Source organism: Tatumella terrea (assembly GCF_039523755.1).
In the GTDB taxonomy this organism is placed as follows: domain Bacteria; phylum Pseudomonadota; class Gammaproteobacteria; order Enterobacterales; family Enterobacteriaceae; genus Tatumella; species Tatumella terrea.
Genome location: NZ_BAAAFX010000006.1, coordinates 298,980 through 321,348 on the forward strand (window position 1 = coordinate 298,980; position 22,369 = coordinate 321,348).

Annotated in this window: 20 protein-coding genes; 7 read left to right on the forward strand and 13 right to left on the reverse strand. The window is 55.8% G+C overall.

Going from position 1 to position 22,369, the window contains the following annotated elements; translation table 11 throughout:
* Window positions 1-28 precede the first annotated feature (28 nt).
* From nth to add, 8 genes are all read right to left on the reverse strand, one after another.
* Window positions 29-661 carry an endonuclease III gene (gene nth / locus ABD035_RS04420; RefSeq protein ID WP_212712468.1) on the reverse strand — a complete coding sequence of 211 codons (633 nt, stop codon included), beginning with the start codon at window positions 659-661 and terminating at the stop codon, window positions 29-31.
* Window positions 661-1,383 (reverse strand): electron transport complex subunit E, encoded by a 723-nt coding sequence (locus tag ABD035_RS04425; RefSeq protein ID WP_343867996.1) that lies wholly within the window; start codon window positions 1,381-1,383, stop codon window positions 661-663. The genes nth and ABD035_RS04425 overlap by 1 nt, the downstream gene beginning before the upstream one ends.
* Entirely contained in the window at window positions 1,380-2,009 is a 630-nt protein-coding gene (rsxG, locus tag ABD035_RS04430) for an electron transport complex subunit RsxG (RefSeq protein ID WP_343867998.1), read from the reverse strand. Before rsxG ends, ABD035_RS04425 begins: the two co-directional genes overlap by 4 nt.
* Window positions 2,010-2,012: 3 nt before the next feature.
* Window positions 2,013-3,071, reverse strand: coding sequence for an electron transport complex subunit RsxD (gene rsxD / locus ABD035_RS04435; protein WP_212712471.1), 1,059 nt, complete (start codon window positions 3,069-3,071; stop codon window positions 2,013-2,015).
* Entirely contained in the window at window positions 3,072-5,474 is a 2,403-nt protein-coding gene (gene rsxC / locus ABD035_RS04440; protein ID WP_343868000.1) for an electron transport complex subunit RsxC, read from the reverse strand.
* Entirely contained in the window at window positions 5,467-6,045 is a 579-nt protein-coding gene (gene rsxB, locus ABD035_RS04445) for an electron transport complex subunit RsxB (RefSeq protein ID WP_212712473.1), read from the reverse strand. The genes rsxC and rsxB overlap by 8 nt, the downstream gene beginning before the upstream one ends.
* Window positions 6,045-6,626, reverse strand: coding sequence for an electron transport complex subunit RsxA (gene rsxA, locus ABD035_RS04450; RefSeq protein ID WP_025901956.1), 582 nt, complete (start codon window positions 6,624-6,626; stop codon window positions 6,045-6,047). The genes rsxB and rsxA overlap by 1 nt, the downstream gene beginning before the upstream one ends.
* A gap of 178 nt (window positions 6,627-6,804) precedes the next feature.
* A complete protein-coding gene (gene add / locus ABD035_RS04455) occupies window positions 6,805-7,803 on the reverse strand; it encodes an adenosine deaminase (RefSeq protein ID WP_343868004.1) in 999 nt (332 codons plus the stop codon).
* 230 nt (window positions 7,804-8,033) lie between these two features.
* Here add and ABD035_RS04460 point away from each other — a divergent pair, with 230 nt between their 5' ends.
* Complete coding sequence (locus tag ABD035_RS04460; protein WP_212712475.1) at window positions 8,034-8,282, forward strand: hypothetical protein; 249 nt, start codon at window positions 8,034-8,036, stop codon at window positions 8,280-8,282.
* 121 nt (window positions 8,283-8,403) lie between these two features.
* Here ABD035_RS04460 and ABD035_RS04465 read toward each other — a convergent pair whose 3' ends face one another.
* Window positions 8,404-9,894, reverse strand: coding sequence for a YdgA family protein (locus ABD035_RS04465; protein WP_343868006.1), 1,491 nt, complete (start codon window positions 9,892-9,894; stop codon window positions 8,404-8,406).
* Between the two features lie 411 nt (window positions 9,895-10,305).
* Between ABD035_RS04465 and fumC the strand changes: the two genes are divergently transcribed.
* Entirely contained in the window at window positions 10,306-11,715 is a 1,410-nt protein-coding gene (gene fumC / locus ABD035_RS04470) for a class II fumarate hydratase (protein WP_343868008.1), read from the forward strand.
* Here the strand turns inward: fumC and tus are convergent.
* Window positions 11,707-12,648 (reverse strand): DNA replication terminus site-binding protein, encoded by a 942-nt coding sequence (gene tus, locus ABD035_RS04475; protein WP_343868218.1) that lies wholly within the window; start codon window positions 12,646-12,648, stop codon window positions 11,707-11,709. The two genes, fumC and tus, sit on opposite strands and share 9 nt — an antisense overlap.
* Before the next feature lie 189 nt (window positions 12,649-12,837).
* On the opposite strand from tus, the gene ABD035_RS04480 reads away from it, so the two are divergent.
* The 5 genes from ABD035_RS04480 (at window position 12,838) to ABD035_RS04500 (ending at window position 16,482) form a co-directional block, all read left to right on the forward strand.
* Window positions 12,838-13,767 carry an ROK family protein gene (locus ABD035_RS04480; RefSeq protein WP_212712478.1) on the forward strand — a complete coding sequence of 310 codons (930 nt, stop codon included), beginning with the start codon at window positions 12,838-12,840 and terminating at the stop codon, window positions 13,765-13,767.
* A 111-nt stretch (window positions 13,768-13,878) separates the two neighbouring features.
* Window positions 13,879-14,373, forward strand: a complete 495-nt coding sequence (locus tag ABD035_RS04485) for an RrF2 family transcriptional regulator (RefSeq protein WP_212712479.1) — start codon at window positions 13,879-13,881, stop codon at window positions 14,371-14,373.
* 177 nt (window positions 14,374-14,550) lie between these two features.
* Window positions 14,551-14,901, forward strand: a complete 351-nt coding sequence (locus ABD035_RS04490; RefSeq protein ID WP_212712640.1) for a helix-turn-helix domain-containing protein — start codon at window positions 14,551-14,553, stop codon at window positions 14,899-14,901.
* Between the two features lie 797 nt (window positions 14,902-15,698).
* On the forward strand, window positions 15,699-16,169 hold the full coding sequence (locus ABD035_RS04495) for a ribonuclease domain-containing protein (RefSeq protein ID WP_343868010.1): 471 nt from the start codon (window positions 15,699-15,701) through the stop codon (window positions 16,167-16,169).
* A gap of 1 nt (window position 16,170) precedes the next feature.
* Entirely contained in the window at window positions 16,171-16,482 is a 312-nt protein-coding gene (locus tag ABD035_RS04500; protein ID WP_343868012.1) for a barstar family protein, read from the forward strand.
* On the opposite strand, the gene ABD035_RS04505 is transcribed toward ABD035_RS04500, so the two are convergent.
* The 3 genes from ABD035_RS04505 to ABD035_RS04515 form a co-directional block, all read right to left on the reverse strand.
* Window positions 16,474-19,395, reverse strand: a complete 2,922-nt coding sequence (locus ABD035_RS04505) for a virulence factor SrfB (protein ID WP_343868014.1) — start codon at window positions 19,393-19,395, stop codon at window positions 16,474-16,476. The two genes, ABD035_RS04500 and ABD035_RS04505, sit on opposite strands and share 9 nt — an antisense overlap.
* Window positions 19,395-20,618 carry an SrfA family protein gene (locus tag ABD035_RS04510; protein WP_343868221.1) on the reverse strand — a complete coding sequence of 408 codons (1,224 nt, stop codon included), beginning with the start codon at window positions 20,616-20,618 and terminating at the stop codon, window positions 19,395-19,397. The genes ABD035_RS04505 and ABD035_RS04510 overlap by 1 nt, the downstream gene beginning before the upstream one ends.
* A 157-nt stretch (window positions 20,619-20,775) precedes the next feature.
* Entirely contained in the window at window positions 20,776-22,035 is a 1,260-nt protein-coding gene (locus ABD035_RS04515; RefSeq protein ID WP_343868016.1) for a benzoate/H(+) symporter BenE family transporter, read from the reverse strand.
* Between the last annotated feature and the right edge of the window lie 334 nt (window positions 22,036-22,369).

A 22,369-nucleotide genomic window follows, 5' to 3' on the forward strand; every position in this document is an offset into this window, starting at 1 on the left:
GGACACAGGGCTGATTCTGATCGGCGTGCTATTCGGTTTTTTCGCGGTACTCACATAAGTCCTCAATAATGCAGGACCCACAGCGCGGTTTACGGGCAATACAGGTATAGCGACCGTGCAATATCAGCCAGTGGTGGCAATCCACTTTAAATTCAGCAGGAACGACTTTCAGCAGCCTGGCTTCCACCTGGTCGACATTTTTACCGGGGGCAAACCCGGTGCGGTTGGACACACGGAAAATATGCGTATCCACCGCGATGGTTGGCCAGCCGAAGGCGGTATTCAGCACCACATTGGCGGTTTTACGCCCGACACCTGGCAGCGCTTCCAGCGCCTCACGGTTTTCCGGCACCTGTCCCTGATGTTTTTCTGTCAGTATCTGGCAGGTTTTGATCACATTGGCCGCTTTAGTATTGAACAATCCGATGGTCTTAATGGCCTCCCGGACACCCTCCACACCCAGTTCCAGCATTTTCTGCGGGGTGGGGGCGGCGGCGAATAATCCGACGGTTGCCTTATTGACGCTGACATCGGTTGCCTGCGCAGAAAGTAATACTGCAATCAGCAATTCAAACGGGGAGGCAAAATTAAGTTCCGTTGTCGGATGGGGATTGTTTTCCCGCAAGCGACTGAGAATCTGATAGCGTTTCTCTTTATTCACTACGCTTTCCCTGCGGATACCTGTGCCGCCGTCACTGCCGGGCCAGTCACCGTACCTGCAGCCTGTTCGGCTTTACGCGCGGCACGCTCACGGGTGCGTTGATCGATCAGGTATTTTGCCGCCAGTAACATCCCCAGGCCGATAAACGCACCGGGAGGCAGCATCGCCAGTAGCATCGGTGAATCGAAGTGAACCACCTGAACCCGTAACACTTTTGCCCACGGGCCAAGCAACTGGTCGGCACCATTAAAGATCGTACCGTTACCGATAATTTCCCGCAGTGAACCCAGCGTGACCATCGCACAGGTCGCCCCCATCCCGATGGAGAACCCGTCCAGTGCCGACAGGGCAACATTCGATTTTGACGCCACCGCCTCGGCACGACCGACCACAATACAGTTGGTCACAATCAGCGGAATAAAAATTCCCAACGACTGATACAGGCTGTGGGCATAAGCACTGATCAGCATCTGTACGCAACTGACCACGGAGGCAATAATCATGACATAAATCGGAATACGGATTTCCGAAGGCATCCAGCGGCGTGATAATGAAATTGCACTGTTGGTGATGGTCAGTACCAGTGTGGTTGCCAGGCCAAGGCCGAGGGCATTGGTCGCTGTTGACGTTACCGCCAGTAACGGGCAGAGGCCCAGTAACTGCACCAGAGCCGAGTTATTTTTCCAGAGGCCTCCGACCAGTAGTTTTTTCGCTTCACTCATGGGTTTCCTCCACAGTCAGGCAGCGATGAAAGTTGGGATGGCAGGGTTTGAATATACAGGGTAGTGCGTTTTGTTGCATTCACCACCGCACGGGGTGTGATAGTCGCCCCGGTAAACTGGTCAAAATCCCCCCCGTCTTTTTTCACCGCAAAATGTTTATCATCCGCGCCGTGCAAAACCACCCCGGAGAAGTGGGTGATCCAGTCAGAAATACGCAGTTCAATTTTATCCCCCAGTCCCGGGGTTTCATGCTGTTCGGTCACCCTCACGCCCAGTACTTTACCCTGGAAATCGGCACCGACCAGCATCTGAATATTACCGGAATAACCATCGGGGGCGGTGGTTTCCAGTGCTACCGCGACGGGTTTTCCATCTTTCCTGGCCAGATAGAGGTGGTGCGGGTCCATATTCCCCAGTGCCGGGTTACGGACGATATAGCACTCCTGCTGTAATTTATTGTTATACAGCGACGGAGGTACCACCTGGTCGAGCAACGTTTTCTGTTCCAGCGCCATCTGATGCTCAACAGTCGGCTTGGTCACGAGGTTAATGACTGCTGTCATCCCGGTAGTGACCGCAGCAAACACGGCCAGTGTGATGCCATTTTTACGGATAGTATCGAGCATCGGTTATTCCTTACGATGGCCATACACCCGTGGCTGAGTGTAATAATCAATTAACGGGACACAGATATTTGCCAGTAACACGGCGAATGCCACACCGTCAGGGTAACCGCCAAAGCTGCGGATAAGCCAGGTCAGTAAACCGATCAGCGCACCGTAAATCAGACGTCCTTTATCGGTTGTCGACGCCGAAATCGGGTCGGTGGCGATAAAGAAAGCACACAACATTGTGCCCCCGGAAAATAAGTGCATCATCGGTGAGGCGAGATGCCCCGGCGAGAACCACCAGCCGAGTGCGGCACAGAGAGCCAGCGAAGCCAGAAAACTGACCGGGATATGCCAGCGGATAGTCCGGTTTACCAGCATAAACAGGCCACCGGCCAGAAATGCCACGTTCACCCATTGCCAGCCCTGACCGGCCAGGATGCCTTTGAAGATAGGTTCAGACAGTAACTGCGCGGCAGTATGCCCGGCCCGCAGTCCGGTTTTGAAACCGTCCAGAGGAGTGGCCTGACTGATACCGTCAACCCCCAGTTGCAGGGCCTGCATCGACAGACCGCCGGTAGTGTGGGCGGTAAAAATCATACTCAGACAGTCTGTCAATCCTGGTCTGACCGACTGCAGTGTCTCGGGAGGGAGCCAGCTGGTCATCTGTACCGGGAATGAGATCAGTAGCACCACATAACCGACCATCGCCGGGTTAAACGGGTTCTGACCCAGTCCGCCATACAGCTGTTTCGCGATAATAATAGCGAAGGTCGTGCCGATCACAATCAGCCACCAGGGGGCCAGCGGAGGTAAACTGACACCGAGCAGCAGGGCGGTGAGTAATGCCGAGTTATCACAAAGTACCGGCAACACCGGTTGACGGCGTAAACGCAGGACGAGGCCTTCCGCCACCCAGGCAGTGATGGCGGCCAGAGCGACCTGAATAAGGTTACCGTAGCCGAAGTAATACCACTGGGTCATCAGGCCCGGCACGGCAGCCAGCAGTACCAGCGTCATTATCCGGTTAGTGCTGCGTCGGTTATGGGTATACGGGGAACTTGCAATACGAAAAGCCATTTAATCCTCGGAGGTCGAATTCTGCAACACAGACGTCGCGGGCTGTTGATATTCGGAACCTGAGGTTCCGGCGACGGCCTGAGCGGCCTTTTTTGCTTTGGCACGGGCAATCGCGGCAGCGACGGCCGCTTTGCGCGGGTCTTCCGCAGCGGTTTCGGCGTCCGGAGCAGTAACGACCGGTTCACCGGCCGCATCCGCGGCCTGAGCGGCCTTTTTTGCTTTGGCACGGGCAATCGCGGCAGCGACGGCCGCTTTGCGCGGGTCTTCCGCAGCAGTTTCGGCGTCCGGGGCAGTAACGACCGGTTCACCGGCCGCATCCGCGGCCTGAGCGGCCTTTTTTGCTTTGGCACGGGCAATCGCGGCAGCGACGGCCGCTTTGCGCGGGTCTTCCGCAGCGGTTTCGGCGTCCGGGGTAGCGGCGACCGGCTCACCGGCAGCATCCGCGGTCTGAGCGGCTTTTTTCGCTTTGGCCCGGGCAATCGCGGCAGCGACGGCCGCTTTACGCGGGTCTTCCGCAGCGGTTTCGGCGTCCGGAGCAGTAGCGACCAGTTCACCGGCCGCATCCGCGGTCTGAGCGGCTTTTTTGGCTTTGGCCCGGGCAATCGCGGCAGCGACGGCCGCTTTACGCGGGTCTTCCGCAGCGGTTTCGGCGTCCGGAGCAGTAGCGACCGGTTCACCGGCCGCATCCGCGGTCTGAGCGGCTTTTTTGGCTTTGGCACGGGCTATCGCCGCAGCGACGGCATCTTTACGGTCACCGGTATCTGTCCCGGTTGCGGCTTTTTCTGCCTGACGGGCACGGGCCTGCGCTTTACGGGCTTCACGTTGCGCAATGACGTCAGAATTATCCGGTGTAGCCCCTGCCTGAACCACGACATCACCTTCGGTCGTGGCAGATTTACTTTTCACTCTTTCCAGCGCCGCGGCGATTTGCTGTTGCTCACTGGCAGAAACACGACGTTTCGCTTCGGCATGACGGGCTTCACGGGCCTCTTTTTCCCGTTCCAGTCGTTGCTGACGGGCTTCGAAACGGGCCTTCGCTTCAGCGGTGCGCCGTGCTTCGAGATCAATCTCCAGCAACTCTGCTTTTTCCTGGCGATAATACTGTACCAGCGGAATGTTGCTCGGGCAGACATAGGCACAGGCACCGCACTCTATGCAATCATTCAGGTGATAAGCTCTGGCTTTGTCATGGTCACCGCCCTGGCAATACCAGTACAGCTGTTGTGGCAGAAGGCCGGCAGGGCACGCATCGGCACAGGCACTGCAGCGGATGCAGGACTGTTCCTCTTCGTTATTACCCATTTCTGTAGCCGACGGGGCCAGCAGACAGTTAGTGATTTTCACCATCGGCACATCGAGAGAGGGCAGCGTAAAGCCCATCAGAGGCCCGCCCATGATCACCATCTGCTTATTATCCGGGGTAAAGCCCGCAAATTGCAGAAGATGGCTGACCGGTGTACCGAGCCGGCCCCAGACGTTGCGTGGCTGGCTCAAGGCTTCGCCGGTCAGAGTCACGACACGTTCAGTCAGTGGCTCGCCATCGATTACCGCGCGTTTTACCGCATAGGCCGTTCCCACGTTCTGCATCAGCACACCGATATCAGCCGACCGTCCACCGTGCGGCACTTCACGCCCGGTAAGGATTTTGGTCAGCTGTTTTGCCCCCCCGGAGGGGTATTTGGTCGGAATAACGCGGATCTGTAAATCATTATCACTGCCCAGGGCGGCTTTCAGGCTGCGGATGGCTTCAGGTTTATTATCCTCAATGCCAATCAGTACCTGGTCAGCCTGCAGAATATGACGCAGGATGCGGCTACCGGTCAGCACGTCTGCCGCGTAGTCCTGCATCAGCCGATCATCGGCCGTAATATAGGGTTCGCACTCAGCCGCATTGATGATCAGCACCTTCACACCACTCAGGCCGCCTTTCAGTTTTGTGGCGGTCGGAAAGCCGGCTCCGCCTAATCCGGCGACGCCGGCCGCATGAATGTGGCGAATAATCTCCTGCCGGTCCGCCTGCAGGTAGTCAGCAATGGGCTGACGATCGATCCAGCGATCTTCACCGTCAGGGCGGATAAATACCGAAGGCTCAGCCAGACCGGAAGGGTGGGCTGTCATATGGGGTGTAATGGCCGTGACCGTACCGGATGTCGGGGCATGTACCGGTAACATCCGCCCATGTCCGAAGGTCAGAGGTTGTCCGCGCAACACATGATCGCCGGGTTTAACCAGCAACTCACCTTCCTGACCGATATGTTGTTTCAGCGGAATGATAAATTGTGCCGGTAACGGGATTTCCGCTAACGGTGTACCGTTCGACTGGGTTTTCATCTCCGGCGGATGGATGCCCCCTTTGAAGTCCCAGATTTTATCGGCACGAAAACGAGAAAACAGATTAAGCATGATGTTCTACCGGAATAACACGGACAGGGATGGCGTTCAGATCCCATTTCCAGTTAGCAGTGGTGGTGGGAACCGGACGCATCTCGATACAGTCGGTGGGGCACGGGGCAACGCATAAGTCACACCCGGTGCAGAGGTCGGTCAGTACCGTATGCATGGCCCGTGTGGCTCCCACAATGGCATCGACCGGGCAGGCCTGAATACACTTGGTGCAGCCAATACAGTTACTTTCGTCAATCCAGGCAACCTTACGTTCAGGTGCTTTGGCTTCTTCTCCGCCATCCACCGGCTGAGGTTCAACGTTCAGTAACGCGGCCAGTTTGAGCATGGTCTGCTCTCCACCGGGAGCACACTTGTTAATCATCTCTCCCTGATTGCCGACCGCATCCGCATAGGGCCGGCAGCCGGGATAACCGCACTGACCGCACTGACTCTGCGGCAGCAGTTCATCGATCTGTTCGACGATCGGGTCTTCTTCCACTTTAAAACGGCGTGAGGCATAACCCAGCAGAGCACCGAATACCAGACCTAAGATACTCAGCGAAATAATCGCAATCCAGATAGCACTCATCAGAACTTCACCAGCCCGCTGAAGCCCATAAAGGCCAGCGCCATCAGGCCGGCAGTGATCAGGGCAATAGAAGAACCTTTGAACGGTGCCGGCACATTCGCCAGTACCAGACGTTCACGGATACCGGCAAACAGGACCATCACCAGAGAGAAACCGAGCGAAGCGCTGAAACCATAAAGCGCGGCCTGCAGAAAGGTATGCTTCAGGTTGACACTCAGCAGAGGAACCCCCAGCACCGCACAGTTAGTGGTGATCAGCGGCAGGAAGATCCCCAGCAGACGGTAGAGTGACGGGCTGGTCTTACGCACCACAATTTCCGTGAACTGGACGGTGACCGCAATCACCAGGATATACGCCATGGTACGCAGATAGACCAGGTCCAGCGGAACCAGGATAAGGTGATTGACCAGCCACGCACAAATGGAGGCCAGGGTAATAACAAATGTCGTCGCCAGTCCCATCCCGATGGCGGTTTCCAGTTTTTTGGAAACACCCATGAAGGGGCAGAGGCCGAGAAACTTCACCAGCACAAAGTTATTCACTAACACTGTGCCGATAAAGAGCAATAAATAATCAGTCATTGTCGTGCCATGGGGTTTTGAAAGGTGTGTATTATCAGGGATCAGGCTGGCTATAACAACCGCGTTAAATCTTTTGCAGCGGGGTATCGCACTCAGAATTAAATTATTGAACAATTACACAGCAATCTGCCGGCGGAAAACGATAACGGCCCCGGAAAGCAGGGCCGTTAACGGCAACTTAAGCAGCCACCTTGCGGCGCAGTGCCTGTTTTTCGTCAGCACTCAAAAACGCCATATACAAGCCGTTTTCCTGTGCCTGACGAATTTCGGCGGCATTCAGACCGGCAGCCGGAGCAGCCACCTGATATTCATGCGGTAATTCAATGCCCTGAACTGCAGGGTCATCGGTGTTAATACAGGCCATGACACCGTGCTGCAGGAACTGTTTCAGCGGATGAACGTCCAGTGACGCGACGGTACTGGTCTGAATATTGGACGTCAGGCAGGATTCAATACCGATCCCATGTTCAGCCAGATAATCCATCAGTGCCGGGTCCTGTATGGCTTTAACCCCGTGACCAATACGTTCTGCACCCAGCTCGCGGATAGCCTGCCAGATACTTTCCGGACCGGCCGCTTCGCCGGCATGGACGGTCACACGGAAACCGGCATCACGGGCGCGGGTGAAGTGAGTCAGGAACTGATCGCCCGGGAAGCCCAGCTCATCGCCGGCCAGATCGACGGCGGTGATATGGTCGCGGTGCGCCAGTAACCCTTCCAGTTCCTGCAGACAGGCTTTATCACCGAAAGTCCGGCTCATAATACCGATCAGTCTGACCTGGACACCATACTGCTGACAGCCCTGACGGACGCCTTCGATGACGGCTTCCACCACACCTTCTACCGGCAGTCCGTGACTCATCGCCATATAGCCAGGTGAAAAACGGAGTTCAGCATAATGGATACCGGCCTGCGCGAGATCGGCCACATTTTCCAGTGCCACCCGCCGACAGGCATCCAGACTGCCTAAGACTTTGACACCCCAGTCGAGTTTTTGCAGAAAGCTGACCAGGTCCGGTTGGGTAGACATCACCTGAACATGGGGCAGCAGAGAGGCAAGATCATTGGCGGGTAAGGCAATATTAAATTCTCTGCCCAGCTCAAGGATAGTGTTGGCTCTGATGTTACCGTCGAGGTGACGGTGGAGGTCTGTCAGGGGAAGTGTGGTATCGATCATCGTGCACCCGGATTAGTTTAAAAAAGTGCGACACATTATAAAAATATCCGGGGGTAAAAGGCCAGAGATTTACTTTCTCTTTAGGTCATAGTTAAGGTTATCTGACTGAAAAACAGACCATTATAATCCTAAAGGCCTTATTTATTGTATGGTTACTTCGATTAATATATTCGATTGAATAGATAAATGTTTCGCAATATAGTAATGGAGGTCAATCGGGGGTCAGTAAAATGTTAAAAGATTATCTTAAAATTGATGAAGGCGACCAGCTGGAACATGCTGACGTTGTTAAGCTGAAAAATCGTGGTCAGGAAGAAGTCAATCAATGGATTATCGTGGGTAAAGACGGTGCACAGAAGGGTACTGTTTCACTCTCTGACAAACTGAATTGCCGGCGTTCTTATTCAGCCAACTACCGTATCACCCAGCGTGATTTAAGCGGCAGGATTGTGGTTGACCGCCTGACGGATGCACTGTAAACATCTCTGCTAACGACTGAAACTTGTCAGTCCGCGAGTCAAAAAAAAACGAATCCACAGGGATTCGTTTTTTTATGGACAGAACCTCAGGCGCTGTCTGCCAGCGCCTGAACCTTCCGTATCACTCGCCGGCGGCCGGGCCTGCCGGAACATACTGCTGAATAAACTGTTCCAGCGGCATTTTCTGGCTATTCACCGTCACATCGCCCTGGCTGTATTGCAGCGAAGACACAATATTGTCTCCCTGAACGGTCGCCAGATGGAACATTTCACCCATCGCGGATAACCCCTGAATCTGTTGCACAGCCAGTTTACCGGCATCTTCGATGCTGTATCCCTGAGACTGTCCGATGATCGTCAGTAATTGCTGAGCCATCGGCTTATTCACTGACAGGGTGACATTCAGATTTTTCATATAACCGTCGGCGACCTGGCCCAGCGATTGCGGTGCAGTGGTCACGGTAGACGGGTCATTAAAGTCGGCTTTCAGCGAGAAGCGGCTTTCGCCTTTCTCATTTTTCAGCGTCAGAGAATCGACAGACAGCTCCGGCGCGCCTTTCAGGATCAGCGGCAGATTCTGCAGAATGGTTTGATTCACAGACTGCTGCATTGCCTGAGGATCGTCCTGTTTACCGCTGGCGATATCGGCCAGGTTCTGTTTCACCACGTCGTTATAATTGTCATAGAACTGTTTTACCGAGGCGGTATCGAAATTATTCAGCGACACGGTCAACGCCGCACTGCCCAGGGTTTGCTGTTTCAGCTGCACTTTATCGACAACATAATTGATTTTACCGCCTGTCTTGCCGGCATTGTTATCGAAATCGCTGTTCATATTGACGCCGGACACCGAGAGCACCGGCTGACCATTGACCGCGGTAGACAGCGATTTCAGGGTCAGCGCCTGGTTGCCCAGTCGCAAGCCTTCCGGGCTGAGGTGAGTATCACCGGAGAAATCAAGCCCGGCAATAGTCATATCTACCGGCAGATTGCTGTCATTTTTAAACTGTGCTGTTACGTCGCCGACATCGGCGCTGAAACGGATGTTATTCTGCTGACCGTCTGCCGCCAGATTAAAGACTGAAGGCTGGGCTGAAATTTTTCCGGTGCTGTCGGTATAATTCAGTGCAGTGACGTCGATGGCCGTCGCACTGGATTTATCATAGCCGAGGCGGGTTTCTGCACTGAGCGGCGAATGCCCGTCACTCAGGCTGAACAATCCCTTCACCGTATCATTATTCACCAGTTCAGAATGTACTGAGGCGGCCGCCGGGATCAGGTTCAGGTGTTTCAGCTGTGACAGCGGGAACGGCCCGTGATCGATGGATTCACTGAAAATCACTTTCTGACCAGCGGCCAGAGGATCATCCTGGCTTGCGTTAGCAGCACCCTGTAAAACCAGTTGTACATGTGAACTGAAAATACCGCGACGGAAATCCTGCTGAGTCAGCACAAGGTGACTGTCCGGCAGGTATTGGCTAATCTGCTGATTCGCGTTATCCACCAGCTGACCCATGTTAGCTTCTATCTGTTTGCCGGTGTACCAGGCGGTACCCGTCCAAACCACACCCAGTGCAATAACCACACCCAGAGCAATTTTTGTCTTCTTCATCACCGAGTTGTCCTTTTATCTCTAAATTTCAGCCTCTGACCCGTGAATACCGCCTATTGCTGTTCCCGGGCTGCCCGCTTTCCCGCCGGAGCGGCGCCGGGATATCCGGTCGTCAGAAGACTCATAGTTCACGGATTTTCCGTCGTTCAGTGATAACGATAGCATTTTTTCAGGCACAAGCCGAACAGAAGCTGAACGCCAGAGGCGGAAGGGCGGTCTGGCTTTTCCCCGGGGCCGGGGTTGCGGAGGTAGCAGGATGTTCTACGGTTAGAGAGAAATAACCGCACCCGGTGATAAAGCCTGCCGGCGGGCAGGTGCATAATGTTAAAGAATTGTTTCCTTATAACGCGGCGGCGTTGTGCCTGAAATAATTCGTCCCGAAATTCTTATCCGTATAATCAGGAGAGTGACATGGCAGTTCAGCGAATTGAAAAAGATTCAATGGGTGAAATTGAAGTTCCGGCCAGCCAGCTTTGGGGGGCACAGACCCAGCGTTCTCTGGAGCATTTCCGTATATCCTCGGAAAAAATGCCGAAAGCCCTGATCGACGCCTTGGCCATTACCAAACGTGCTGCAGCCGTCGTCAATGAGTCGCTGACGCTTTTACCGGCCGAAAAAAGTCAGGCAATTATCGCCGCCGCCGATGAAGTGCTGGCCGGGAAACATGATACGGAATTTCCGCTGGCTGTCTGGCAAACCGGCTCCGGCACCCAGACCAACATGAACATGAATGAGGTTCTGGCGAACCGTGCCAGCGAACTGCTGGGCGGTGAGCGTGGAATGTCACGCCTGATCCATCCGAATGATGATGTGAATAAAAGCCAGAGTTCTAACGATGTGTTCCCGACGGCGATGCATATTGCGGCAGTGATAGCTCTGCATAACACACTAAGTGTTCAGCTCGGGAAAATCATAGCGGTGCTGCAACAGAAATCCCGGGCCTTTGCGGATATCGTGAAAATCGGCCGCACACATCTGCAGGACGCCACGCCCCTGACGCTGGGCCAGGAGATCTCCGGCTGGGTCGCGATGCTGCAGCATAATCAGCGTCATCTGGAGAACAGCCTGCCTCATCTTTCCGAGCTGGCTCTGGGCGGCACGGCCGTCGGTACAGGGTTAAACACGCATCCGCAGTATGCGGTCAAAGTTGCCACTGAGGTGGCGGCCTTTACCGGGCTGCCTTTTGTTACTGCCCCGAATAAATTTGAAGCACTGGCTGGCTGTGGCGCACTGGTACATGCCCACGGCGCACTGAAAGGGCTGGCCGCTTCGCTGATGAAAATTGCGAATGATGTCCGCTGGCTTGCTTCAGGGCCGCGGTGCGGGATCGGCGAACTTTCGATACCGGAAAACGAACCAGGCAGTTCTATTATGCCAGGTAAAGTCAACCCGACACAGTGTGAAGCGATGACCATGCTGTGTTGTCAGGTGATGGGCAACGATGTGGCAATCAATATCGGGGGAGCCTCCGGTAATTTTGAACTGAATGTCTACCGGCCGATGATTATTCACAACTTTCTGCAGTCGGTCAGGTTGCTGGCAGACGGGATCGATAGCTTCACCTGCCATTGTGTGGAAGGCATTGAACCTAACCGGCCACGCATAGAACAGTTACTTAATGACTCCCTGATGCTGGTGACAGCCCTCAACACTCATATCGGCTATGATAAAGCCGCTGACATTGCCAAAACAGCGCATAAGAAAGGGCTGACCCTGAAAGCGGCGGCTTTACAGCTGGGTTACCTGAGTGAAGACGAGTTTGACCAGTGGGTCAGGCCGCAGGATATGGTCGGCAACCTGAAAGCATCACATTCAGACTGAGCGCGCATCCGCCTGCGGATCCAGCCACAGCCAGAGCCGTGGGATGAGTAACGTCATCGCACGGGCTGCAGGTTTGTGACGGTGAGTGATGCTGTTCTGATCATAATCATTCAGTTCACCGGTCACGGGGATGCGCCGCGATTCACTGCAAAACAATAACGGTGTCGGGCAGGGCAGTTGTCGCTGTTTACGGCTGCCTTCCTCGCGCAACCGGGCAATGGGCTGAACTTTCACCGGACGTTTGATCTTCAGGGGAGCATCTGCCGGCAACGATAACAAAGTTTCCAGTTCCTGTGAGACTTTTTCGGCCCACTGTTCCCGCGTCCACGGCGCACGTGCCCGTCCGGCCTTCAGGCTTTTTTCCAGTTGCTGACAGATATCATCCCGGGTCACTTTTTTAATAATATGCTTATTTGCCCAGCCAAAATGGACCGAAGCCGGGGCCGGTTCCAGAGTGACAGAACGATAGGCATTCAGGGTAATCAGCCCCGGAAAATGCTGGTGGACAAACGGGAAACGGGCCTCGGAGGGCAGACCGGAATCGCGGGTGATCAGTCTTTCCAGGTGTTGTTTCAGCCGGTTTATTTCGCCGGTCTGGTCCTGTAAAGCGCTGAGGCAGGCTTTATCTGCCTGGAAAAAAAGCGCACCGGGCAGCCTGACCGCAGAGCGGGTACTCAGGCTTTCGGACTGCTGTTGCATAAACAGTAATTTCAGATGTTCCAGCGCCAGCCGTCGTGCGGTAGTACCGCTATAGGGATGAACCGGAATCGTATCCAGAGGGCGTTGTTCATCACCTTTTTTCACCCCCGGCAGGGTGAAAACACGAGCGGCCAGCAAGGGCAGGGCTTCCAGCACGGCGGTCAGTTCGCCCAGCCGCTGCTCCATTTCATCAATACACTGTCGCATTTCAGAGACCAGGGTATAGCGCATCAGACACTCCTCCGTTTAACTGTTTGTTTAGTTACAACATACTATTGTCGGTGCCGATACAGAGAAATGCAAGTCTGTGCGGTTTTCGTGGTCAGTCAGGCCATCGCGGCCTCTGAGGGCGATGACGGATACCCCCCGCGGAATATTCCCTTTATACTGCGGCCGGAGAATTGGCCGGGACGGGGAGAGAGAATGAACAAAGCAGTCATGTGTTTCGATGTGGGCGGAAGTTTTATTAAGAGTGCGGTGTATCACGGAGATAACACCTTAACAGAAACCGGTAAGGTGACGATGCCGGCCGATGACTGGCCAGCGTTCTGCCGGGCACTGCAGCAGTTACTGAATGCCGCCGCACCGTACCTGACAGAGGATTCACCGGTCGCTATTTCTGCAGCCGGTGTGGTTGACCCGCGCGCCGACACCATACTGGCCGGAAATATTCCGGCGTTTCGCGGACGAACCGTCGCGCGTGAGCTGAGTGCCTTTTTACAGCGTCAGGTGGTGATAGCCAATGATGCTGACTGTTTTACTCTGGCAGAGGCCTCAGCCGAGCGAGGTGAGGGCCAGTCTGTTCTGCTGGGAATTATCCTCGGCAGTGGTGTTGGCGGGGGGCTGGTCATTAATCAGCAAATCATCAGCGGTCCCGGCGGGCTGACCGGTGAGTGGGGGCACGGGCCGATCACGAGGACAGAGTTCGACTACCAGGGACAGATCCTGCATCTGCCTCGTTTGCGCTGTGGCTGCGGGCAGATCGGTTGCCTGGATACGCTGGGCGGGGCCAGAGGGCTGGAGCGCCTGTATCAGCATCTGCTGGGACGCCCCGCAGACAGCCGGGCCATTATTGAACAGTGGCTGAATCACTCCGCGGATGCCCTGAAGGTGGTGACCCTTTGGAGCCAGCTGGTCAGTGAAGTGCTGGCGGTGGTGGTAAATACCCTCGGGCCGGACAGGATCGTCGCCGGGGGCGGCCTGGCTTCTGTGCCGGAACTGATGGCCCGGCTGGATGAGGACCTGAGGGCCAGGATATTACGTCCCTGCCGGGGAGCAATTATCGAACAAGCCCGGTATCAGCAGCAGGGCGGTTTACTGGGCGCCGGCAGACTGGCGAGGGGGCTGACTTAAAGTTCTGTGCGGTGCAGGCCGGGGGTTGCTTCTCACGTCAGGGATAGTTTGTTAAACTTGATGATGTTTCAGACTGTAATTTTATAAGTATCACCTCTCAGAGGAACCGGAATGTTAGACTATCGCTTTCCTACAGCACTACAGATGGTACTGAGTGTTGCTATGGCAGAGCAGCACGGAAAACGCTCGACCAGTGCTATCCTCGCGCAGGGCATGGAATCCAACCCCAGCCTGATCCGCAAACTGATGGTGCCCTTAACCCGTGATGGCATTATTGCCACCACCCTCGGGCGTACCGGATCTATCCACCTGGCCCGCCCGGCTGAGGATATTTCGCTGCGCGATATCTATCTGTCGGTGACGGATGAGAAGAAGCTGCTGAATTCACGCCCGGATGTGAAGAAACCCTGCTGCGTGGTCAGTGCCAATGTCTGCTGGTATTTCAAATCATTGGCCGAAGAAGCAGAACAGGCATCACTGAATGTGCTGGCGAAACGCTCGGTCGCCGATGCGCTGGCCGAAATCACCGTACGTGCACAAGCAAAGCCACCTGCGGCAGAACATCACCCTGCAGATAATCACGTCAGCGAAATTCCCGACAGTTAATATCCCCGTGACAGCAGCTATCCTTCTGTTGTCACGGTACTTTTCCCGTACTGACCCAATATCCCCGCCCATTGTAAGGCATTTAATGCAACTATAATGTTTGCATTTTAGCGATTATTGGCGCACCATTAAATGCAACTGCAACAGATACTATTTCTTTAAGTCCGGATGGAGAGACTGATGAACAGCGCTTTTTTCAACGACCTGATCAGCTGGATCGATAATCACATTGAAAACCGGTTAAACCTGGATCTGGTAGCGGAACGGGCCGGTTACTCAAAATGGCATTTACAACGGATGTTTAAAGAACACACGGGTTATGCCCTCGGTGAATACATTCGTAAGAAAAAGCTGGAAAAATCAGCCTGCCGACTGACGTCCACCAATGATCCTATTCTGACCGTAGCTATCTCGATGGGGTTTGATTCGCAGCAATCGTTCAATCGTAGCTTTAAGCGGGAATTTGGTATGGCGCCCGGCACCTGGCGTCGTTCCTCGACGCACAGCAGCCCGCAATACCTGCATTAATCCGTTACGGCATCCGCCGTCTCCCCGGCAGCTTCCCGCTGACATATTATGCGCCACACCAGGGCAACCATAATGTCAGCGACGCCTGCCGGCGGTATCTGCTCTCCCGTGCCCCTGTTCATCTCTGACATTTCCTCCCTGTGTATGTCCAGTGAGGTAAACGTCATTCGTTATGAGCCTGATCCGGCAGCGGCAGGCGATTGCGGGGGAGACGGGAGGGCCTTAAGGTGGTCTGTTGCCGGTACCTTGGTTTGCCTGAGAGGGCTGTCTATTCTCTGCCGGCGGCGATAATACCAGACATATATCTATGCCCGTGATTTCCTGAGCCTGCCATTGCTTTGCGCATATCCCTCGTCTCGTGACCAAATCTGACGGACTGTATTCCTCCGTGGCCTGATCCGATATCTGTATTTATGTGCGTGATTACCGGCACCTGCCATTGCTTTGCGCATATCCCTCGTGTCGTGACCAAATCTGACGGACTGTATTCCTCCGTGGCATGATCCGGCATCTGTATTTATGCCTGTGACTTCCGCCACCGGCCAGGGCTTTGCGCATATCCTTTGTGAGCGGGTCTGACGGGGGGATTTATCCCAGGCCCGGTACCGCCGGAGGTAAACTATGTTGTCACCGCCGCAGAGGGGAAACTTCTAAGGGGTCATCCGGGCTGTTGATCTGCTGCACCTTCGTCAGCAGGCCGGGTGTTTCAGGGTTTTCACTACGCTGATACAGAACCAACGCTGACAGCCGGTACAGATTAAAGGTATAGTCATCCCGTTCTGTTTAAGGGAATGATTATGTCAAAGAAACTTTGGGGCGCATTAGTTATCGCCCTGATTGCCAGTTGGCTCGGAATTAAACCTGCGTTACATAACCCGTCAACGGCAGCGACCACGGTGCGTACACACAGTGCAGAACCGGGCGCAGCCAGTGATATCACCGCAGCGACTTCACCACAGACAGTGGCGGCCTGGATCCACCAGTACCATCGGTTACCGGACTACTACGTGAGAAAAGGGGAAGCCCGTCATGATGGCTGGGATCCTGCCCGGGCTAATCTGTGTGACGTTCTGCCTGGCAAAGCCATCGGTGGTGACCATTTCTCTAACCGCGAAGGGCGGCTGCCGGATGCCGCAGGGCGGCGCTGGTATGAAGCGGATGTCAATTACCGCTGCGGACACCGTAATGCAGATCGTCTGCTTTATTCGTCTGACGGGATGGTCTATCTGACGACCGACCACTATCGGACTTTTACAAGGATCCCCTGAAATGCTGACGATAGTCTTCGATTTCCGCGAACTCACCAGCCGGACTGCGTTTTATCACCATCTGGTGCAGCACAGCCATTGCCCTCCGGCCTTCGGTAATAACCTGGATGCGCTGTGGGACTGGCTGACCGGTGGAATGACGCTACCGGCGGTGTTCCGGCTGGAGAATCTGTCCTGTGTGACCGATGAACTGACCCCGGTGCTGGCGGTGCTGCATGAAGCGTCCGCGGCGCTGGACGGCCGGTTATCCCTGGTGAGTGGAGCACCGGCCGGCGAAGTCAGTCAGCGGGATCGTCCGGCACCGTCAGACTGAGGGCGGATAGCCTGCAATACGCCCATCCTCCAGCCAGCAAAGGGCATCCGGGCAGTCAGACCCTTCCGGCAGGCTGAGTGTTATGCTGACCGTCGCCGCTGGCAGAACCCGTCCCCCAGCCACCGTCACCCGGGTCACCTCCGGCAGACGGCTGAACCGGCCCTGGTCATCCGCCTGCCAGTGTAATGTGACCCACAATCCCCGGGTGATGTCTTCGTCACTCAATCCGGCAGTCTCCGGCTGCAGGGTCAGCAGAGGTATGGCCGGGCCGGTTTCACTGTCCGCCCCCCTGAAGCCCAGTACTGTCCGGTGCTGCAAAAAGAGCTTAATTTGTGCGGTAGCATGGGCATCCGGGAATTCCGGTAACGAAAGTAATACCTCAGAAGCAGGGATCCTCCCGTTGTCGTTCAGAACCCCCGTCACCCGCAGCAGGTTGACCTCGGGAAGTGTATGGGTGGAAAAGCAGCCGGCCAGCAATTTTCTGCGGGTGATTAACCGGTGTATTAAGGCACCGAGGACACTGCCGTATTTCCCGTGCGGTAACTTTCCTTCGCGACAGAACGGGACAATCTCGCTGATCGGCAGTCTGTCTGGTGTAATCACCCGTTCAGGAGGCAGCGAGAGGCCTCTCTCCAGTCGCTGCCGGATAAAGGGGAGTGTCGCATTGCCGCCGAAGCAGAGGATAATATCCGGACGGTGTTCTGTGACGTTGTCACAAATAAGTGACAATAGCTGACTGAGCCGGCAGTTTTCTGCACTGAAAAACGTTTCAGCCTCTGCCATAGCAATGGTCAGCGGCATCTCTGTCGGGTCACAGACCGGCATGCATGCCGATAATTCACTCACCCTGGCGGAAAAATAGTTGATTACCTGCGGGTCGGGGGGGGCCGGCAGATATTCTGTCGCCTTGCCTTCCATCAGTAGCAATGATCTCTCCGCCTGCCGGTAGCGTTGCAGCAGTGTTATCGCCAGCGGCCGCAGAAACTGAGTCACAAATTGTCTTCGCCAGCCATTATCACCGTCACAACTGACCCCGGGGGTGAATAGCTGACGGAGTACACCGGCAGGCCGCGCGATCCCTGACCGTTGCAGGTGTTGTTCCAGTGCCGGCAGGAAAAACCATCGCGTGATATCTGTTAACAGTGATTCGCCGGCCACAGGATAGGCACCGCGATAACTATGAGTGGTCTGCAAGCCTCTCAGGCCGGGGCCGCTAACCTCTGCAAGCCGATAGCGGGTAACAACAACAGTCAGTGAATCTGCCCCGCAATCAAGGGTAGCAATGCGGAGTTCCTGCGGGGTGCCGGTCAGGGAAGCGCGTTGCCACTGGCGTATCAGACCGGCACAGGGCTGGCGGGGATCCGCGGCGAGACAGAGTTGCTGATACAGCCAGATCAACTGCCCGTAATTATTATCCCGCAGAATAATCTCTACCCGGCCCGGATCAATGGCGTCGTTTTGTTGTCCGCTGGCCCGACCGCCGGTCAGTCGCTGATGAACCAGCGCCAGGGCCTGGCCGGTGAGCCGTTGAATTTTTGCTTTTTCGATGGCCGTGGTGGTCCCCGGCAGCACCAGCGTTACCGAACGGATCGCCCGAAAGCGGTGACTGTCCGGCATCTGCCGGCGGTGCTGCGGACTGTTTATCTGGCTCAGCGTGTGGCTGAGCAGTTCACACAGCATAAACATCATCAGACTGGCGGGCGGAAAAGAGGCCTCCGTCACCGGAAAGCGGGTGCCGGGCGGTAAGTCACTCAGAAGTTCAGCCTGATCATTTAACAGGCAGGTAAACGGGGACAAAATGGCTTTGCCATGAAAGGGCTGGTGGTGCGGATACTCCCAGCCATTATGCAGCGGTCTGTCATCCCGCAGCGCCCGGCAGGGGTTACTGACGCCCTGACGGCCATCACCGCAATATAACGGACGGGTCAGTTGCCGCGCTTCATCCCCGGTTCTGACCATCGAAGGCCAGCAAAAGGCATCTGCCCGGCCACTGGCGGCGGAAAATCTCCCCTGATCAAACGGGGATACGGCGAAGGCGATTTCACTGCTGAAACATCCTTCGCTGACGCGTGACGGCGCCGACAGCTGGCGGATCTTCAGCTCCCGGCTGTATTGCAGTCCATTATTCTCACCCGGGTGCTCTTCACTGATGACCCCGCAACTGCGGTTGTTACCGGTATCCAGGATCAGATCAACGGGGACAGGGTCGCGGGCGGTTTGCGCCGGAAAAATCACGACCGGCTCTTCTCCCAGCACGCGGTGGAAAAGCTCCAGCAGATTCAGATAGTGGGCCTGATGCGTAAAATTCCGGCGGTTATTTCTGTCAAAAGACGAGGCGGGCTCTGTCTGGCCGGCAGTTTCCTCCCTGAATACCGCCCGCAGCCAGTTATCCAGCCAGCGTTGTCGGATAAAACCGGCGATTTCCGTATCCTGCCAGCAAAGCCCGAAGGTCCGCTGGTTATCGCAATCGCTGCTATCCGGTTGCAGCAACGGGTCTTCTCCCGTTGTGGTATCAAAGGCCAGGGAAAGCGTGTAGCAATCCGTTGCCGCATCCTCTCCGGCCGTGATAAACCCCCGTACCCAGTTAACCGGCCCCTGGCCATAGTGACCCGGGGAAAGACTGCGGAAAAAAGGTAACGGCAACCACACATTCCGGTAATGACGCAGACTGTCCTTCAGTCGGGCATGATATTCCGGACGGACGATCTCTTCACCGCTATGATCACCGTCCGGCAGAACAAAGCGGCCCGGACGGCCGGACTGATAAACACGAACTAAGGGGCCGGCTGCCGTCTGACGGACAAAGTATCTGTCGTGATCGCGCAGGGCAGGCGGCAGGGAAAAATCAGCAAACTGAATGCCGCTGTTCGCCAGCAGGACGAACCGCTGAGCCAGCAGGGAGCTTAATGACATTATTCAGGCTCCCCGCTGTAAAGGATAACCGGGCGGGGGGGCTGTTGATTATTCTCTGCAATGGTACAGGCTGTATTGTCACCTGAGCGGGTACAAAGTATATCGGGTGCGGGCTGCCGGCGACCGTTGCTGCAGGTGGCCCGGTAACGGCTGCGCAATGAGAGTTTACCGGAGGGTAACCATCCGGCCTGGCTCTTCGCCTGACATCGGACGTTATTGCTGAGAGACATCACTACGGCTCCCTGACCATCTTTATAAGTAAAGCGGAGCCGTACAGGCTGACCGCCGTTGTTCAGCAGGGCAAACCAGCGGCCATTCATAAAGCCGATATCGCCCGCTTTCTGCGCCTGTTGCGGTAACTTCAACCGTTCCGGCGGCGGTTTTTGCTGTGTCACCGGGGACTTGTGCTCCGTCGCTATGGGCTGCAGAACTGCCGGAGTCCGGGGAAGGTGGATTGCGGTTAAAGTATTTTGTGACGTTGTCACCTCCTCCGGGGCCGGTGGTTTAACTACGGCGGCCGGCGGCCGGGGCTGCGGGGGTAACGGCAACTGACCAGGACGTCGGGATACGCCATAGACGACCAGCAGCGTCAGCAATACCCCTGAAACCAGCGGTATCGCGTATCGGCGTCGGGACCGTCTGAACAACGGTGTCCGCCGGGTCATTACCTGTTCAGGGAGAGGGGCTGTGACCGTAAGATCGTGACAGACCGGGATAGCCACCCCGATCACCGGCAGGTCTGGTGGTGATAACTGAATGGCCATTTGTTGCAGCAGTTCTTCCGCTCCGCCATCACTGCTTCGGAAGCCCCAGCCGGTGATCACCGGCTGGTTACCGGCCAGCCAGAGTGAGTCAGGCCCCGGAAAGCAGGCAATCTTATCGAGCAATTCGGCATAAAACAGCCCTGCCGGATACCCGGAGTTCAGGCACTGCTCACGGAGTGCCTGCAGGCGGGTAAAGGCTGACTGTAACAAACCAATGGCTTGCTGTTGGCGGGTTTCATTTGCCTCTTTCCAGGGGATCACCGGGCCTTCGAGCGGAGTAAACCACTCAGCGACCGCACTGTGCGGCCCTTTGATCGGGAGGGCGAAACAGGCGGCGATCTCCGGCATTCCCTGCAGTTGTAACAAGGCATGGAATTGATCGCTGTATTCAGTGACCGGCAGGCCGCGCAGTCCGGACGGGGCGCAGCCCCCGGGGGGGGACCGGTAAGGAATGTATATGTCATTGAATGCCTTTCGCGGTGTAAGAAATTGCCAGCAAAATTACAGGCAGATATTACGCAGCCGGATACTCAGCAAAACGTGACATAAAACGATAAATTGACCGCCTTACCGGACCATTACCTGCCGTGCCGGCAAGGGGGGCGCAGGCGGGAGATCATTTTTTTACCCTGTGTCCGGCGCGGTTGCGACGGAACGGTTTTTGCCAGCGGTAACCGGAGGGCCGGGACGGACGATATATAGTCACCACCCGCCGGCTAAGCAGAATATGGCACAGGCTGCCGCCAATCATCCCCCAGAAGGCAGGGCCGACACCGGCGAGAGAAACACCGGACGCAGTGATCAGGAAAGTCACTATCGCTGTATCCCGCTGTTCCGGGCGCTCCAGGCAACGGTGCAGGCTGCCGGCCAGCGGGGTCAGTAAGGCCAGGCCGGCCACGGTATGGATAAATACCGGAGGAAGTGTGCTGAACAGCACGGCAATCGCTGAGCCAAACACCCCGGTGACCAGATAGAACAGGCCGGCTATCGCCGCCGCCACCCAGCGCTGGTTACGCTGCGGGTGCACGTCTTCGCCCATACAGATGGCGGCAGTAATAGCGGCAATACACACCGAAAAACCGCCAAACGGAGAGAGTAACAGGGCAACCGCGCCGGTGAGGGTGGTGACCTGTGAGACCGGCACCGGATAGCCGTGAGCATTGAGGGTGGCGATGCCGGGGGCATTCTGAGAAGCCATACTGACCAGAAAATAGGGTAAACCGACACCCAGTAACAGCGGAATATTGATCGACGGGCTGATAAAAACCGGTGCCGACAGATGCCAGCTGACCCCTGACAGAGAGGTTTGTCCCTGAACGATGATCACCAATGCGCCGGTCAGCAGGGTGAAAAACACCGCATAACGGGGGGACCAGCGGCGTGCCAGCAGAAAACTCAGACACATCGCCAGACAGAGCGGTAAATTTTGCTGCAGTCCGCTGAAGGTCTGTAACCCGAAGTGCAACAGGATCCCCGCCAGCATCCCGGACGCGATAGAAGCGGGAATATAGCGCATCAGTTTTGAAAACAGTCCGCTGACGCCACAGATAACGATCAGCAGATTAGTGAAGACAAACAGCCCGATAGTATCAGAGAGGCTGACGCCATTCAGGCTGGTCGCCAGCATAGCGGCGCCCGGGGTAGACCATGCGGTAAGGATTGGCATCCGGTAACGCAGAGAGAGGCCGAAAGAGGTGATCCCCATCCCGACGCCCAGCATACCCAGCCAGCTACCAGTTAATGCGGTATCTGCGCCGGCGGCGCGGGCAGCCTGGAAGATAATGGCGGCCGAACTGGCATAACCGATAAGTACGGCAACAGCGCCGGATATCACCATCGGTAAGGTAATGGCCGGTAAACGGGAATGCAGGGACATCAGTCAGACTCCGGGGTAAAGAGGAGCACAACATAGCATTGCCGCTATCCCCGGACAAGCGGTTCCATCGCCCGGCCATAGCCCCTGAGCGCACAGCTGATGCGGCTTACAGCCGGTCTTTGCCGACGGGGTACGATAGCGTGCCACAGGTATCCGGGGCTGCATTCTCCCGGTACATCGCCCCATGGTCTGGCGGCTAACTTCCTTTTCTGATTAAGTTATGGTGATGCGCAGGTTATCTGTGGTGACTGAAAAGGGAGTCTGACTGTCTGGCTCTGCCGTAAGGGAAAGGGCGTAAACCTGCTGTATCGGGATTTACACCGAAATATTACCG

Coding starts and splice junctions, on each gene's coding strand:
- ABD035_RS04425 (WP_343867996.1), bottom strand. CDS start 1,383: ATGAGTGAAGCGAAAAAACTACTGGTCGGAGGCCTCTGGAAAAATAAC.
- rsxG (WP_343867998.1), bottom strand. CDS start 2,009: ATGCTCGATACTATCCGTAAAAATGGCATCACACTGGCCGTGTTTGCT.
- rsxD (WP_212712471.1), bottom strand. CDS start 3,071: ATGGCTTTTCGTATTGCAAGTTCCCCGTATACCCATAACCGACGCAGC.
- rsxC (WP_343868000.1), bottom strand. CDS start 5,474: ATGCTTAATCTGTTTTCTCGTTTTCGTGCCGATAAAATCTGGGACTTC.
- rsxB (WP_212712473.1), bottom strand. CDS start 6,045: ATGAGTGCTATCTGGATTGCGATTATTTCGCTGAGTATCTTAGGTCTG.
- rsxA (WP_025901956.1), bottom strand. CDS start 6,626: ATGACTGATTATTTATTGCTCTTTATCGGCACAGTGTTAGTGAATAAC.
- add (WP_343868004.1), bottom strand. CDS start 7,803: ATGATCGATACCACACTTCCCCTGACAGACCTCCACCGTCACCTCGAC.
- ABD035_RS04460 (WP_212712475.1), top strand. CDS start 8,034: ATGTTAAAAGATTATCTTAAAATTGATGAAGGCGACCAGCTGGAACAT.
- ABD035_RS04465 (WP_343868006.1), bottom strand. CDS start 9,894: ATGAAGAAGACAAAAATTGCTCTGGGTGTGGTTATTGCACTGGGTGTG.
- fumC (WP_343868008.1), top strand. CDS start 10,306: ATGGCAGTTCAGCGAATTGAAAAAGATTCAATGGGTGAAATTGAAGTT.
- ABD035_RS04480 (WP_212712478.1), top strand. CDS start 12,838: ATGAACAAAGCAGTCATGTGTTTCGATGTGGGCGGAAGTTTTATTAAG.
- ABD035_RS04485 (WP_212712479.1), top strand. CDS start 13,879: ATGTTAGACTATCGCTTTCCTACAGCACTACAGATGGTACTGAGTGTT.
- ABD035_RS04495 (WP_343868010.1), top strand. CDS start 15,699: ATGTCAAAGAAACTTTGGGGCGCATTAGTTATCGCCCTGATTGCCAGT.
- ABD035_RS04500 (WP_343868012.1), top strand. CDS start 16,171: ATGCTGACGATAGTCTTCGATTTCCGCGAACTCACCAGCCGGACTGCG.
- ABD035_RS04505 (WP_343868014.1), bottom strand. CDS start 19,395: ATGTCATTAAGCTCCCTGCTGGCTCAGCGGTTCGTCCTGCTGGCGAAC.
- ABD035_RS04515 (WP_343868016.1), bottom strand. CDS start 22,035: ATGTCCCTGCATTCCCGTTTACCGGCCATTACCTTACCGATGGTGATA.